The following is a 15,505-nucleotide window of genomic DNA, read 5'->3' as shown; positions in this document are numbered from 1 at the left end:
TTTAAATTATAAGTCCATACCTAAATTGTTTCTTTATATCCTTTTTTACCTATTTAAAGTAAAAAAGGACCCTTAAGGCCCTTCCCTACTTCTCTTCAATATTCTTTTCATATTCTTTAAAAATTGCCTCTTGGATTTTGTTTCTAGTCTTTGAATTAATTGGATGAGCTATGTCTCTAAATTCATCATCTGCCATTTTCCTACTAGGCATAGCAATAAATAATCCATTTAGCCCTTCAATGACTTTTATATCATGTACAACAAACTCATCGTCAAAAGTAACAGAAACAATCGCCTTCATTTTTCCTTCTTCCGTCATTTTTCTAATCCTTACATCTGTAACTTCCACCGATTAATTCACCACCTTCCCATGGAGTCAAATAAATCTACTAAATATTCTCTATATTCTCTATATTTTTGGAAATCCCTTCTTTTTATGGGAAGTTTCTTATTTTATTTGTCTTAATTGACCAAAGTTAGGTTTTAAAAAAATCTCTTTCTCTTTTTCATCTATTTTTTCAACAGTAATTAGAGATAAATAATCCTTAACTAACTTTTTCTCAGGTTTCTTGGTTGATAAAAATACACCTACTCCTACTACTTCCGCCTTAAATTCTGCCATCATCTCTATTGTCCCTTTTATTGTTCCACCTGCTTTCATAAAGTCATCTATTATTAAAACCTTAGAATTTTCTTTTAAAGATTTTTTAGAAAGAGACATTGTTTGAATCTTTCTTGTTGAACCAGAAATATAATTTATATTTACAGTAGGTCCTTCTGTAATTTTTATATTTTTCCTAATTATAACTAAAGGTACATTTAATATTTCAGCCGTCATTAAAGCAATAGGTATACCTTTAGTCTCAATAGTTACAACTGCATCTACTTTTTCGCAATTAAACTCACTAGCAAAAATCGTTCCTATTTGCTTCACAATATAAGGCATATAAAGTATATCCATCATATATATAAAACCACCTGGTATAATTCTTTCAGGTTTCCCCAATTCTATACATAAATTTTTAAGAAGTTTTTCTACCTCTGTCTTCCTACCCTTCGGTATAAATTTAACTCCACCATGATTACCTGGTATAGTTTCAATAGTTCCTATATCCAACTTTTCAACTAACGCTTTTATTATTCTTATATCCCCACTTATACTAGGCTTTTTTATATTAAAAAGCTCAGAAAAATAATTATATGAAAATATTTGATTTGGTTTATTAGTTAAAAGATACATTAAACCTGCAATTCTTTCATTCTTTTTATATTTATCCATTTCCATCATCCTGACTATTTTTTAATAAGATTCAAACTTATATAAATTGTAATGTTTTTTAAACATAAATTCAACGTATTGTCGACTTTTCCTTTTTATATTTTATTTTATATGATATAATTTATCAGTGACCAAACTTTTTTTATAGAATAATATGATAATAATACTTTTCTTGGCAATAATATAACTATAATCAATTATTACGTTACGTTTAGGAGGTAAGTTTATGTTTACTTTTGACATAAATGAACATGAGTACAAACATATTCATTTTATTGGTATAGGTGGTATAAGTATGAGTGGTTTAGCAGAAATCCTTTTAGAGGAGGGTTATAGTATTTCTGGTTCTGATGTAAATTCCTCTCATATTACTGATACTTTAAGAAAACAAGGAGCTAAAATTTACAAAACGCATGACAAAAACAATATTTCAGGTGCTGACTTAGTCATATATACAGATGCTATATCGAAAGATAATGAAGAACTTTTAATATCCATTGAAGAAAATATACCTACTATAGATAGAGCAACTTTTCTTGGTGCTTTAATGAAGAATTATAAAAATTCTATAGCGGTCTCTGGTACTCATGGAAAAACAACTACAACAGGCATGATAACTAGTATACTTAATAAATCTACCCTTAATCCTACAATTTTATTAGGGGGGGTTTTAGACGAAATAAACGGCAATGTTAAAATAGGTAGTAAAGACTATCTATTAACAGAAGCTTGTGAATACAAAGGGAATATTTTAAAATATCATCCTACAATGGCTATTATTTTAAATATGGAAGAAGATCATCTAGATTATTTTGAAAATATTAATCATATAGTTGATACCTTTGCTGAATATGCACAGAATATTGATGATAACGGTTATTTAATAATTAATGCCGATGATATACATTCGGAAAAAGTATTAAATACAACCTCTTGTAATACTGTTACTTTTGGAATAAATTCAGAAGCAGATTATCGGGCTGAAAATATCTCTTATAACAAAAAAGGATATTCAAAATTTATATTAAACGTTAAAAACCAAGAAAAATATCCAGTTTCATTAAATGTTATGGGGATACATAATTTATATAATGCCTTAGCTAGTATAGCAGCGGCTCACATCTCTAATGTACCAATGGAAATTATACTTAATGCTCTTAAAGACTACAAAGGAACTAACAGAAGATTGGAAACTAAAGGTTCTATTAATGGAATAAAAATAATGGATGATTATGCTCATCATCCTACTGAAATAAAGGCTACCTTAAAAGCTCTGAAAAAAGCTAAGGCAAATAATATTTGGTGTGTTTTTCAACCCCATACTTATACAAGAACTAAGCTACTATTTGATAGTTTTTCAGAATCATTTTTTGATGCAGACAAAGTCATAATTACTGATATATATGCAGCCAGAGAACAAGATACAGGAATTATCCATTCTATTAATTTAGTAAATAGTCTAAAAGATAATAAAGTAGATACGGTATATATTGATAGCTTCCATAAAATTGAAACCTATTTATTGGAAAACGCTCAAGAAGGAGATATTATAGTAACAATGGGAGCAGGAAATATTCATGAAGTTGGAGAAAATTTATTAGAAGCAGTGAAAAAAGAAGCTATGTAAAACACCTAAATACTTAGGTGTTTTATTTTTTCACTTCATATATTTCCCCTATAAGATCTTTTACAGCCTTTTCATCATAGAAAAAATATGATAAAGTTTTCCCCTTTATAGCTTTAAAATCAGCAATTCCCGGTAAGGTGGTAAATGTAAAGCTATCCTTTTTTATCCCTATTGCATCTTTTCCATAAAGAAGTCCATTTCCTACGTTTATATCTGTTTCCACTAATTCAATACCTGTGGATATAACTGTGGCCAATTTATAACTTAGTACCTTATCTATAAAAGATTTCATAAATTCTTGCTGTGCCTTTATCCTTCCTAAATCTCCATCAGCATAGCCTCTCTTACCATCACTACCTTTTCTATATCGTAAAAAGTCTACAGATTTTTTACCATCAAGTAGCTGTTTTCCTTCCGGAATATCTATATTCACAGGAGGTTTTGCACTAAAATCATAATATCTCATATGAAAAGGTACATTAACCTCTACCCCACCTATTGAATCAATTATTTTTGCAATACTATTATAATCTGCCATAATATAGTGATGAATAGGAATACCTTCAAGTATATAGGACACTGTCTCCTTTATACCCTCTATTTCATGTTCTCCATAAACTGCATTTATCTTTCTTTCTTCTGCCTCATCATAACCTTCTCTATGAACATAAGTATCTCTAGGTATGGATATTATATCTACTTTTTTATTTTTTGGATCAAAAGACGCAAAAATTAAAGAATCCGTTCTCACTTCTTCCATCCCTAAAAATAGAAAATTTATTCTTTTACTATGACGAACAGCTTCTTCTAAAGTATGAAAATTAAATTCTTCTTTCTCTTTTTTACCTCCTTTATTTTCATTTTTGCTTTCTTTTACTTCTCCTTTTCTAACACTATTATATATCTTCTTATCATTGACCTTTAAATAAGAATAAGAGCCTAATAAAATAGCAGAAAATGCAATAATAAATGATGATAAAAAAAGTATGAAATTCCTTTTCATCTACTGTCCACCTTTCAAAAACCCTGGATTTTCAACTTCTTTTTTATAATAATAGTTTGCACATTAGTTTTCTTTTTAAACAAAAAAATAAAAGAAACCTTTCAACCATAGGTTGAAAGGGATCTTCCATTTTTTATTTTTTGTTTTTTACCGACTATAATTATGAAATCCTTTTCCTGATTTGCGTCCTAATAATCCACCTCTAACCATTTTTCTCATTAGTGGATGAGCTCTATACTTAGAATCTTTGAATTCTTCATATAGTACATCCATAATAGCCAAACATACATCCAATCCTATTAAATCTGCTAATGCTAAAGGTCCCATTGGATGATTTGCACCAAGTTTCATAGCTTCATCAATAGCTTTTGCATTTGCTATACCTTCTGATAAAATACTTACAGCTTCATTTATCATTGGTATCAGTAATCTATTAACAACAAATCCAGGAGCTTCTTCTACTTCTACAGGAACCTTCTCTAATTTTTCTGAAAGCTCAATAACCATGTTGTTTGTCTCATCTGATGTCATAATTCCCTTAATAACCTCTACAAGTTTCATCAATGATACTGGATTGAAAAAATGCATTCCTATAACTTTGTCAGGTCTATTTGTTACACTGGCTATTTCCGTAATAGATAAAGAGGATGTATTAGTAGCTAATATCGTATCTTCTTTACATATGCTATCTAATTTTTTGAAAGTTTCTTTTTTAATTTCCAGATCCTCTGCTATTGCTTCAATAACAAGATCACAGTCTTCTAATTTTTCATATTCTGTAACAATATAGATTCTTCCTAATATTTTCTCTTTTTCTTCTTCTTCAAGTCTTCCCTTTTTAATATTTCTATTTAAGTTCTTCTCAATATTTTTCAGGCTAGCTTTTGGATTTTCTGGATCAACATTCCTCACCCACATTATTACCTCATATCCCTTTTCTGCCATAACTTGAATTATTCCTGAAGCCATAGTACCTCTACCAAGAACCCCAATTTTCTTCAATTATGAACACCTCCAAAATTATTTTAATTTATAGTCTGGACTACGTTTTTCTAAAAACGCTGCCATACCTTCTTTTTGATCTTCTGTAGCAAAGCAAAGCCCAAATAAATCACTTTCAATTGCTGTCCCTGTTTCAATATCTGCTTCTATTCCTCTATTAATAGCCGCTTTTGCAAACCTTACAGCTAATTGTCCTTGAGAACCAATCTTTTTAGCCATATCTATTGTTTCATCCATTAATTTATCATGGGGTACAATCTTATTTGCTAAACCTATTCTGTAGGCTTCTTCTCCATTAATTATATCTGAAGTATAGATAAGTTCTTTTGCTTTCCCTACTCCAACTATACGAGATAGTCTTTGGGTTCCTGCAAAACCTGGAATTATGCCTAAGCCTACTTCTGGTTGCCCAAACTTTGCTTTATCAGAAGCTATTCTAATATCACAACACATAGCAAGTTCACAGCCGCCACCTAGAGCAAACCCATTTATTGCTCCTATTACAGGTTTATCCATAGTTTCGACTTTTCTGAAAATTTTCGTTCCTTTTTCAGCAAATATTCTAGCCTCATGGATATCCATATCCTTCATTTCTCCTATATCTGCCCCTGCAACAAAAGATTTACCTACTCCAGTTAAAATAACTATATGTATATCACTATCTTCCCTTATTTCATCAATAGCATTGTCTAAATCCCCTAGTAATGAAGAGTTTAAAGCGTTTAGTGCCTTAGGTCTGTTAATAGATAAGATACCTATACTCCCTTTTTTTTCAAATAATAAGTTTTCAAATTTCAATTTTCTCCCCCTTAATTTTTCTGAATATATTTTTATTATACAATAATATTACTAAATTTACACCCTAATCCCTAATTTTTCCCCTATAAGATTTATCTGTTATTTTTATTATATAAAAATAACGAATAAATAATATATTAAACTATCTATCCGCTATTAATAATCTTCTGATTTTACTATATATCAGACCCTAATCACTTTATAATATGTCCCACTATATTCTTATTATATTTTTGCCATATCCATTACAGCTTTGTTATAATTATAACATACTTTCTTTATATATTTACTATATTTTTTAGAAATCTTTTTATTTCTTATTTAATATCCTGATTTTCCAATTAACTTAAACATATTTTTCTTATATTTTTCAACCCCTGGCTGATCAAAAGGATTTACTCCCAACATATATCCACTAACTGCACAAGAAGTTTTAAATAAGTATATTAATTTTCCAAAGTAATACTCATTCATTTCTGGAATATTAAAAATTAAATTTGGTACTCCACCTTCAACATGAGCCATAACTGTTCCTTCACTGGCTTTCTTGTTTACAAAATCTACAGTCTTTCCTTTTAAAAAATTTAATCCATCTAAATTATCTTCATTTTCTTTTATTGTCAAATCCTTTCTTGGACTTTCTATATTTATTAAAGTTTCAAAAATATTTCTTTTACCATCCTGAATTAGTTGACCTAAAGAATGTAAATCACCAGTAAAGTTTGCAGATGCTGGATATATCCCTTTTCCATCTTTTCCTTCACTTTCACCATACAATTGTTTCCACCATTCTTGAAGAAACAGTAATCTTGGTTCATAACTTATTAATATTTCTATATCCTTACCTTTTCTATATAATGAATTCCTAAGTATTGCATATTGGTATGCAATATTTTCTTCTACATCAAATTTTAAATACTCTTCCATTCCAGCTTTAGCTCCACTGATTAATTTATCTATATTTAATTCTGCTACAGCTATTGGTAACAATCCCACTGATGTAAATATTGAATACCTACCGCCTATATCATCTGGAATAGTAAAAGAGGTATAGCCTTCTATATCAGCTAACTTTCTCAGAACCCCTTTCGATTTATCAGTAGTTACATATATCCTCTTTCTCGCTTCTCTTTTTCCATATTTTTTTTCTAAATATTCTTTAAAAATTCTAAAAGTAACAGCAGGCTCAGTTGTAGTGCCTGATTTGGATATTACATTTATACTTACATCTTTTCCTTCTAATAGGTCAAATAATTCGTCTATATATGTACTACTCATATTATTCCCAACAAAATATATTTCCGGCCCTTTCCTTTTTTCTTTAGGAAGGCTATTGAAAAAAGAATGACTTAGGGCTTCAATACATGCCCTTGCTCCTAAATAAGAACCCCCTATACCTATGACTAAAAACACATCAGAATTTTCTCTAATTTCACTTCCCACTTCTTTCACCTTATTAAATTCACCTTTATCATAGTTAACAGGATAATCTAACCAGCCTGTAAACTCAGCACCTTGCCCAGATTTTTCATGTAATAAATTATGGGCAGTTTCTATTTCACTTGCCATATAGCTTATTTCATGTTCTTTTACAAAACTATTTGAATAATTAAAAGTAATATTTTTCAACTATATTCCTCCAATTCTCTATTAAAGTAATATATCCTAGAATTGATTCTAGGATATATTACTTTAATGTTTTATTCTAAAACTCTCATAAGAACTACAGCGAAGTCATCATCTTGTTCTCCACCATTAAACTTAAATACGTCTTTTTCTAAATTTTCTATAATATCTTTCCTATTATGGTTAATACTGTCTATAACTCTTTCTACACCAAACTCTTCTTTTTTTTCATTTTTTACCTCAGTAATACCATCTGTATAGAATAGTATTTTATCCTTAGGTTTTAACTCTATACTAGATTCTTTATAGTATATATCATTAAATATATATGAAATAGGGTAACCTTTCATTTTTAATAGTTGGATTTCTTCGTTATTAAATAATATAGGAATACAATTATGTCCAGCGTTAGCATATTTAAATTCATTGGTTCTATTATTAAATATACCATAAAAGATTGTAAAATATTCATCATCATCAAGATCTAAATCTATAAATCTTTTATGCAATTCAGTTAATGTTTTTCCTGGACTCCTATAATCATCCTTAATTGCTCTAACTGTCTGTCTAACGAACATAGTCATCATCGATGCTGTAATTCCATGTCCAACTACATCGCTTATATATATACCAATATGTTCATTATCAATATAAAATACATCATACATATCCCCACTTAATAATTCACAAGGCTTGTACATATGATCTATTTTTATATTCCCGTACTTACCTTTTTTAGGTAGAATCTTTTCTTGTAATGTTTTAGCAAAACATAAATCCTTTTTCATTTTTTTATTCTTTTCTTTTAATTCTTTTTCTAACATTCTCTGTCTAGTTACATCTCTAAATACCTCTACTGCTGCGTAAATATTCCCTTTTGAATCGGCAACTGGCGAACTTTTAACAGAAAAATATTTATCTCCCACTCTTTCTTCTTTTTGCACAATTTCTCCTGTTGCAATACTTCTTTCTGTTATACAAAAATCGCAAGGACTTTGCTTACCCAAAACTCCATAGCATCTCTTTCCAACTATATCTTCTCCTAAATCTTTTTTCATAGTTTTATTAGCATATATTATAATACCGAATTTATCGATTACTCTTACCCAGTCGGCCATTCCTTCTAAAACATCATAATTCAACATATCTATTTCTTTTAATTTCTTTTCTATTAATTCAATACCTTCTCTCCTTATCATAATCTCACCTATTAAAAGTTATTTGTATATTCTCATATCATATCATATGCCAAGGGGGATTACAAAGTAAATTTTATTAACATAATATTATAATTACCTATTTTATTTCAGAACCATATACAACATTAAGAAATTCTGGATTGTACATATCCTTTTTAACAAAAGCATCTTTTTGATCAACATAAGAATACTCAGATAATTTAAAAACAGCAGAACCTGTTTGTAATGTAACCATATAACATTCATCTTTAGAGGTAAATATCCAATAATCTAATACTCCCAATTGTACATATTCATCAAATAAAACATACTCCTTATTTTTATCCTTTACAATTAAAAACCATTTCTGCCCATCATCCCACAATACCTCTCCACTAGAATCTCTTTGTGCAATAGTATATAATTCTATAATTTCATCCTTTCCATCCCCATTTAAATCCACATCTGTACTATCTAATAAAGTTAATCCTTCTGTAGATATTTTATCCGTAGATGGAAATATTGCTATATGTTTGTCTTTTTCTTCTTTCTTATCATCATTATTTCCTTCATTAGATTTTCCGTCCTTTTGCACCTTCATTTCTTTTTCTTTCCTTCTTTTCATATACTCTGAATAAGCTTTGCCAAAAGCATCATTTTTTTCTACTTTTTCAACTATTAATTTCTTACTACCCTTTACAACTTTTTCACTGTAAGTAATAAAATAATATTTCCCCAATTCAATATTATTCCATAAGGTTTTATCCTTTGTTGTAAAAATCATTTCCCTCATTTGTTTTTCATCTTCTCCAAAAGTCTCAATAGTTAGTTGGTTTTCCTTATTGAATTCTTTTTTATTTATAACCAATCCTGAGATATTTTTTGTATTTTCTTTATCTTCATTTACATTCTGTAAAATTGCAAAGGCTATTATTACTACTAAGACCACTACAATAATAATAGTGTTTCTTACTTTTCTTATCATCTACTCCCTCCTTATTCCTTGTATTTTACCTTTTCTTCTTTTTCCTCTAATACTCTACTCATAGCATAAATTAAATCTGATAATCTATTTACATACTTGACAACTAGTGGATTAACTTCAGCAATATTCGATAAGCTAATAATCCTTCTTTCAGCCCTTCTACATACTGTTCTAGCTACATGAAGAAATCCAGATGCTTTTCCTGAGCCTGGTACAATAAATCCTGTTGGTTTTTTTATTTTTTCCATGTATTCATCTATACCCTTTTCTAAATAAGTTATATCTTCTTCATTAATCTTATGTGGCACCTTAGATTGATCTTCTGTAGCCAAAGTTGCCCCCACAATAAATAGTTTATTTTGAATTTCTGTTATTAATTCATACATTTTTTCATCATTAATAAAATTCTTAGCCAATCCTAAAACAGATACTAACTCATCTACCGTTCCATAACTTTCTACTCTTATACTATCCTTAGATACTCTCTTATTGTCAAATAAACTTGTTTCCCCTTTATCCCCTGTCTTTGTATATATATTCATTTATACACCCTCCTTTAGTCTTAATGAATATATACCCACTTATATAGTTAATTCTAACCTTTCTTTGGTGGTCTTGGCCCAAAATATTGATAATAATTTACTTTTATTCTTCCATTATATAATTTTCTCCTTTTATCTGCCTTTTTACCGTATATTTTTTCAAAGTTTTCATTCGCCGTTAATAGATAAATAGACCAAGTATCTAATTTCTTAAATTTTCTTCCCAATTGAACGTATAGTTTTTCAATAGCTTTAGTTTCACCCATTTTCTCTCCATATGGCGGATTTGATATTATTACACCATATGTTTCTTGGAATTTATGGTCCAATACATTTTTATTCGCAAATTTAATACAATCATCTACCCCAATTTCAAAAGCATTTTTCTCTGCTATTCTTACAGCCTCTCTGTCTATATCAGATGCTATTATATTAAGCTTTCTATCCTGCCTTATAGCCTTTCTAGCCTCTATTTTGGCCTCTTTCCAATATTCCCTTTTAATTCTAGGCCATTCTTCGGATGCAAAGTTTCTTTGGATTCCAGGGGCAATATTCTTACCAATCATAGCCGCTTCTATTGGAATAGTGCCGGAGCCACAAAAAGGGTCTACTAATAGTCTATTATGGTTCCAAAAACTCAATTGAACTAATGCCGCTGCTAAAGTTTCCTTAAGAGGGGCTTTTACACTGTTTAATCTATAACCTCTTCTATGTAGCCCTGACCCACTAGTATCTATAGTTAAAGTAGCTATATCTTTCAGTAGTGACACTTCTATTGTAAATTTAGGCCCCGTTTCTTTAAACCACTCTTTATTATATTTAGTCTTTAACTTTTCTACTACTGCTTTTTTTACTATTCCCTGACAATCTGAAACACTATAAAGTTTAGAATTAATTGACTTTCCTTCAACAGTAAATTCTCCATCTTCTGTTATCCATTCATCCCAAGGTAAAGCCTTAGTCTTTTCAAATAATTCTTCAAAGGAAGTAGCTTTAAACTTACCTAATTTTAAAAGAACCCGATCTGCTGATCTGAGCCACAAATTGGTTTTTGGTATATCCTTCTCAGTCCCCTTGAATGTAACTTTACCATTTTCTACTTGTAAATCATCATAGCCTAGATCTAATAATTCTCTTTTCACCACAGCTTCTAAACCAAAAGTAGAAGTTGCTATAAGTTCTATATTCGCCATAATTTTTATCTCTCCTCTAAGTCTCTTATTTATATATCTGTATAAAGCTTATTTTTTATTTACCATGTATAAACATGCCATAATCTTATTTATTGACCTATCTATATTATACTCTAACATAGAAAAAATAAATTATCTTTTTATGTGTATTGTTTTAATATACGGGGTATATAAATAAATAAGCATGTAAAAGTACAAAATGAAATGTTATAAATATGAGGAGGATGTTTTATATGAAAAGTTTAGGAGAATTACTTCAAAGTGGAGATTGGAAAGGCGAAAAACACGTTCCCGTTATTAATGCACCGGAAAAAGTAAAAAAGGATGAACCTTTTGAAATAAAAGTATCTATAGGGGACGAAATTCCTCATCCAAATACACTAGAACATCATATTTCTTGGCTTAGAGTATTTTATAAACCTGAAGGGGCTAAGTTCCCAGTAGAAATTGGAAGTTCTAATTTTATGGCTCATGGTGAAAACGATATATATAATGAACCCCATGTAGTTTTAAAAACTACAGTTGATAAACCAGGAACTATCTATGCTTTAAGCTATTGCAACATTCATGGACTATGGGAAAATAGTGCAGAAGTTACTTTAGAAGATTAATTATCTCTTTTCACCCTTGACAAATGTACTTAGATTATAATATTATGTAGTATAATCAAATAGTAAACGATGAAAGAATTAGTAGCCTTTAATTGTTAAAGGTGAATTACGCTTCTGGAGTTTCAATGGGAAACCATTGCGGCTGTCATACGATAAATGATATTAAGGCATTTTAAATAAATGCAAATTAAGGTGGTACCACGGGTGTCTTCTCGTCCTTTAGCGAGGAGACATCCTTTTTTTGTGTAAAAATTTAAAAAGAGGGTGAATAAATTGACTAATGTATTTAATATTTTGAAAGAAAGGGGCTATATTGACCAAGCAACTTACGAAGATGAACTAAAAGATCTTTTAGGTAGTGAACCAGTTACCTTTTATATAGGCTTTGATGCAACAGCTGATAGTTTAACCTTGGGTCATTTTGTTCAAATTATGGTCATGATGCATATGCAAAAAGCAGGCCATAAGCCTATAGCTCTATTAGGTGGGGGAACTACTTTAATAGGTGACCCTTCTGGAAGAACTGACATGCGAAAAATGCTAACAAAAGAAACTATTAATAATAATGCTAAGAAATTTAAAAAACAACTTTCCAGATTTATTGATTTTAATGTAGATAAAGCTTTGATATTAAATAATAATGATTGGTTAACAAAATTAAATTTCTTAGACTTTATGAGGGAAGTAGGAGTACATTTTTCTATTAATCGTATGTTAACTTTTGATTGCTATAAAAATAGATTAAAAGAAGGGCTTACTTTCTTTGAATTTAGCTATATGCTTATGCAATCTTATGATTTCTTAAAATTATACAGAGATCATAACTGTCGTCTTCAATTAGGTGGAAGTGACCAATGGTCCAATATTCTAAGTGGTTATGAACTTGTAAGAAAAATAGAAGAAGATAAGGTATATGCTATGACTTTCAATCTTTTAACTACTGCCGAAGGAAAGAAAATGGGTAAAACTGAAGCTGGAACTATATGGTTAGATCCTGAAAAAACTTCCCCTTATGAATTCTATCAATATTTAAGAAATGTAGACGATAGAGATGTTGAAAAATTTTTAGCACAATTAACCTTCTTACCTATGGAAGAAGTTAAAAGTTTAGGATCTTTAGAGGGGGCTGAAATTAATAAAGGAAAAGAAGTTTTAGCCTATGAAGTTACAAAACTTGTTCATGGTAAGGAAGAGGCTATAAGGGCTCAGAAAGCCGCAAAATCTCTATTCCAAGGTGGAAAAGATGTTAAAGATATTCCTACAACAGAATTTGATTCTTATAAATTTGAAAATGGAGTAGGAATTTTAGATCTTCTTACCGAGATAAAACTTACTCAATCAAATGGTGAAGGTAGACGCTTAATAAAACAAGGTGGTTTATATATAGATGAAAGTAGGATTACAAATCCTAAACTAACCGTGAAAACTGAGGACTTTACAGATAACAAAATTCTAATAAGAAAAGGGAAAAAGGTATACCACCAGATAAAAATTAAATAACTTTTGATTTAAACAACTATTAAAAGAAAGTTCTACTAATTGTGGTAGAACTTTTTCCTTTTACTAGTCTTTTCCCACCTGACCATATTCTAAGGGTTGATAGACAAGCTATGAGTGATATACTCAATAACAAATAAAAAATAAAAAGGGGGATAGATGGAACCTTAAAAAACTTAGGAGGGTATTTAATGAAAAATAATTTTAAAAAAGTTATTTTATCTTTATCAATAGCTCTAGTGATTCTAATGTCAGGAAATTTAACTTTTGCAAGTAGTTTTAGAAGGGTAAATTACTATTCACCATATAAAAATAATAATTTGTACAGTTATATATCAAATTATTACTCTAAGTACTATAAAGATTATTATAAACCTAACCAAGAAACACCCAGCAAACCTAATGACGATAAAGAACAACCTGTAGAACCAGAAAAACCAGTAGAAAAGCCTACTGAAAATACAGAGCCTAATATTACTGATCAAACTAAGGCTGTAGAACTAGAAGTTGTTAGATTGGTTAATGAGGAAAGAAAAAAAGCTGGATTAGCTCCTCTTACTCATAGTGATGAACTCTCAAGAGTTGCTAGATTTAAATCCCAAGACATGGCTGACAAAAATTACTTTAGCCATAATTCCCCAACTTATGGCGACCCTTTCACTATGATGAAAAATTTTGGTATAAATTATAGAACTGCTGGGGAGAATATAGCTAAAGGCTATCCAAATGCTCAATCTGTTGTAAAGGGCTGGATGAATTCACCAGGTCATAGGGCCAATATACTTAACCCTAAATTTGGAACTATTGGAGTAGGATATGTAGTTAAGAATGGAACCACTTATTGGACACAAATGTTCACAAATTAAATCTTTTTAATACAAACTTGACTTTTTGAAGTAAAGTAGTTAGAATTCTAATAGTAAGGATTCTAACTACTTTTTTTATGTGGTGATAAAATGGATAATGACGATGTAAAAAAGACTAGATATAATCTAGTCAAGTTTATTTCTCAATTTCATAAACTTTTTGCTGATATTTTTAAAAGAGATCCAAATGATAAGTATTGCTGTAATAAAAATCAAACAAGAGCAATTCTTTTCATAGGCAGAAACAAAATAACTACTCCTACTATATTAGGTCAATCTATGGATATGGAAAAGGGTAGTTTAACTACTTTATTAGGTTCCCTTGAAGAAACTAACCTTATCTTTAGAAAAATAGACCCATCTGACAAAAGAAGGACCTTAGTCCACCTTACAGAAGATGGTAAGGTTTATTACAATGAATTAGAGAACAAGTTTAATGAAAAAATAGAAGAAGTTTTCAGTAGTTTATCACAAGAAGATTTAAAGATTTTTAGCAATAACTTAGAAACCTTAGTTAAGATTTTGGAAAAAGGAGAAGGATATAATGACAGATAAAAATATAAAGCGTTCAAAAATGTTAGGCGAAGAAGACATAAAAAGCCTTCTTCTTAAATTCTCTATACCTGCTATAGTAGGTATGGTTGTCAATGCCCTGTACAATGTGGTAGACCAAATATTTATAGGGAAAGGTGTAGGAAGTCTAGGAATAGCAGGAGTATTTATTGGTAATCCTGTTGCTTTAATATTAATGGCCTTCAGTATGCTAGTAGGAATTGGAGGTAATTCATTAGTTTCTATACGATTAGGTCAAAATAAAAATGAAGAGGCACAGAAAATATTTGGAAATGCCTTTGTACTATTAATTGTTATTTCTTTAATTCTTAGTACAATAGGTTTAATTTTCCTGGAGCCTATGCTTAGATTTTTCGGTGCAAGTGAAACTATTTTACCTTATTCTATGGCTTATATGAAAATAATACTACTAGGTGGCCCATTACAATCTATAGGTTTTGGTTTAAATAACTTCATAAGAGGAGAGGGCAATCCTAGAACTGCAATGACTACTATGCTACTAGGTGCTATACTTAATACTATTCTCGACCCTATATTTATATTTGTATTTAACATGGGAATTAGAGGAGCTGCATTGGCTACAATTATTGCCCAAGGAGCATCGGCTATATGGGTTATTAGATATTTCTATAGTGAAAAAAGTATGTTAAAACTTAAAAAAGAAAGTATGAAATTAGATAAAAATATAATTAAAGAAATTATTTCTATTGGATTTGCTCCCTTTA

At 29.8% G+C, this 15,505-nt stretch carries 16 protein-coding genes; 6 read left to right on the top strand and 10 right to left on the bottom strand.

The window, feature by feature from the left end; all coding sequences use genetic code 11:
• Positions 1-85 precede the first annotated feature (85 nt).
• Together spoVG and purR are read right to left on the bottom strand one after the other, a co-directional pair.
• On the bottom strand, positions 86-349 hold the full coding sequence (gene spoVG / locus VK071_06950) for a septation regulator SpoVG (protein HLR35056.1): 264 nt from the start codon (positions 347-349) through the stop codon (positions 86-88).
• Positions 350-448: 99 nt separating this feature from the next.
• A complete protein-coding gene (purR, locus tag VK071_06945) occupies positions 449-1,279 on the bottom strand; it encodes a pur operon repressor (protein ID HLR35055.1) in 831 nt (276 codons plus the stop codon).
• Positions 1,280-1,505: 226 nt separating this feature from the next.
• On the opposite strand from purR, the gene murC reads away from it, so the two are divergent.
• The gene (gene murC / locus VK071_06940) at positions 1,506-2,906 is read left to right on the top strand and encodes a UDP-N-acetylmuramate--L-alanine ligase (protein ID HLR35054.1); all 1,401 of its coding nucleotides are present in this window, start codon (positions 1,506-1,508) and stop codon (positions 2,904-2,906) included.
• A gap of 22 nt (positions 2,907-2,928) precedes the next feature.
• On the opposite strand, the gene VK071_06935 is transcribed toward murC, so the two are convergent.
• The 8 genes from VK071_06935 to VK071_06900 all read right to left on the bottom strand — a co-directional run bounded on the left by VK071_06935 (position 2,929) and on the right by VK071_06900 (position 11,233).
• Entirely contained in the window at positions 2,929-3,909 is a 981-nt protein-coding gene (locus VK071_06935; protein HLR35053.1) for an LCP family protein, read from the bottom strand.
• A gap of 147 nt (positions 3,910-4,056) precedes the next feature.
• Complete coding sequence (locus VK071_06930) at positions 4,057-4,911, bottom strand: 3-hydroxybutyryl-CoA dehydrogenase (protein HLR35052.1); 855 nt, start codon at positions 4,909-4,911, stop codon at positions 4,057-4,059.
• Positions 4,912-4,929: 18 nt separating this feature from the next.
• Positions 4,930-5,709, bottom strand: coding sequence for a short-chain-enoyl-CoA hydratase (locus VK071_06925; protein HLR35051.1), 780 nt, complete (start codon positions 5,707-5,709; stop codon positions 4,930-4,932).
• Between the two features lie 321 nt (positions 5,710-6,030).
• Positions 6,031-7,338: a glucose-6-phosphate isomerase gene (locus VK071_06920; protein HLR35050.1), complete on the bottom strand. Its 1,308-nt coding sequence runs from the start codon at positions 7,336-7,338 to the stop codon at positions 6,031-6,033.
• 71 nt (positions 7,339-7,409) lie between these two features.
• A complete protein-coding gene (locus VK071_06915; protein HLR35049.1) occupies positions 7,410-8,534 on the bottom strand; it encodes a SpoIIE family protein phosphatase in 1,125 nt (374 codons plus the stop codon).
• 97 nt (positions 8,535-8,631) lie between these two features.
• A complete protein-coding gene (locus VK071_06910) occupies positions 8,632-9,498 on the bottom strand; it encodes a hypothetical protein (protein HLR35048.1) in 867 nt (288 codons plus the stop codon).
• 11 nt (positions 9,499-9,509) lie between these two features.
• Entirely contained in the window at positions 9,510-10,040 is a 531-nt protein-coding gene (locus VK071_06905; protein HLR35047.1) for a cob(I)yrinic acid a,c-diamide adenosyltransferase, read from the bottom strand.
• Positions 10,041-10,093: 53 nt separating this feature from the next.
• Entirely contained in the window at positions 10,094-11,233 is a 1,140-nt protein-coding gene (locus VK071_06900) for a class I SAM-dependent RNA methyltransferase (GenBank protein ID HLR35046.1), read from the bottom strand.
• 233 nt (positions 11,234-11,466) lie between these two features.
• Here VK071_06900 and VK071_06895 point away from each other — a divergent pair, with 233 nt between their 5' ends.
• The 5 genes from VK071_06895 to VK071_06875 form a co-directional block, all read left to right on the top strand.
• Positions 11,467-11,844 (top strand): class II SORL domain-containing protein, encoded by a 378-nt coding sequence (locus VK071_06895; protein ID HLR35045.1) that lies wholly within the window; start codon positions 11,467-11,469, stop codon positions 11,842-11,844.
• Positions 11,845-12,117: 273 nt separating this feature from the next.
• A complete protein-coding gene (gene tyrS, locus VK071_06890) occupies positions 12,118-13,344 on the top strand; it encodes a tyrosine--tRNA ligase (GenBank protein HLR35044.1) in 1,227 nt (408 codons plus the stop codon).
• Positions 13,345-13,532: 188 nt separating this feature from the next.
• Positions 13,533-14,207: a CAP domain-containing protein gene (locus tag VK071_06885; protein HLR35043.1), complete on the top strand. Its 675-nt coding sequence runs from the start codon at positions 13,533-13,535 to the stop codon at positions 14,205-14,207.
• A gap of 90 nt (positions 14,208-14,297) precedes the next feature.
• The gene (locus VK071_06880) at positions 14,298-14,762 is read left to right on the top strand and encodes a MarR family transcriptional regulator (protein ID HLR35042.1); all 465 of its coding nucleotides are present in this window, start codon (positions 14,298-14,300) and stop codon (positions 14,760-14,762) included.
• On the top strand, positions 14,752-15,505 hold a 754-nt coding region (locus tag VK071_06875; protein ID HLR35041.1), incomplete at its 3' end, for an MATE family efflux transporter. The genes VK071_06880 and VK071_06875, both read left to right, overlap by 11 nt.

The sequence above is a fragment of the Tissierellales bacterium genome, from assembly GCA_035301805.1.
Classification (GTDB): Bacteria; Bacillota; Clostridia; order Tissierellales; family DATGTQ01; genus DATGTQ01.
This window is presented reverse-complemented; position numbering and strand designations above follow the sequence as displayed.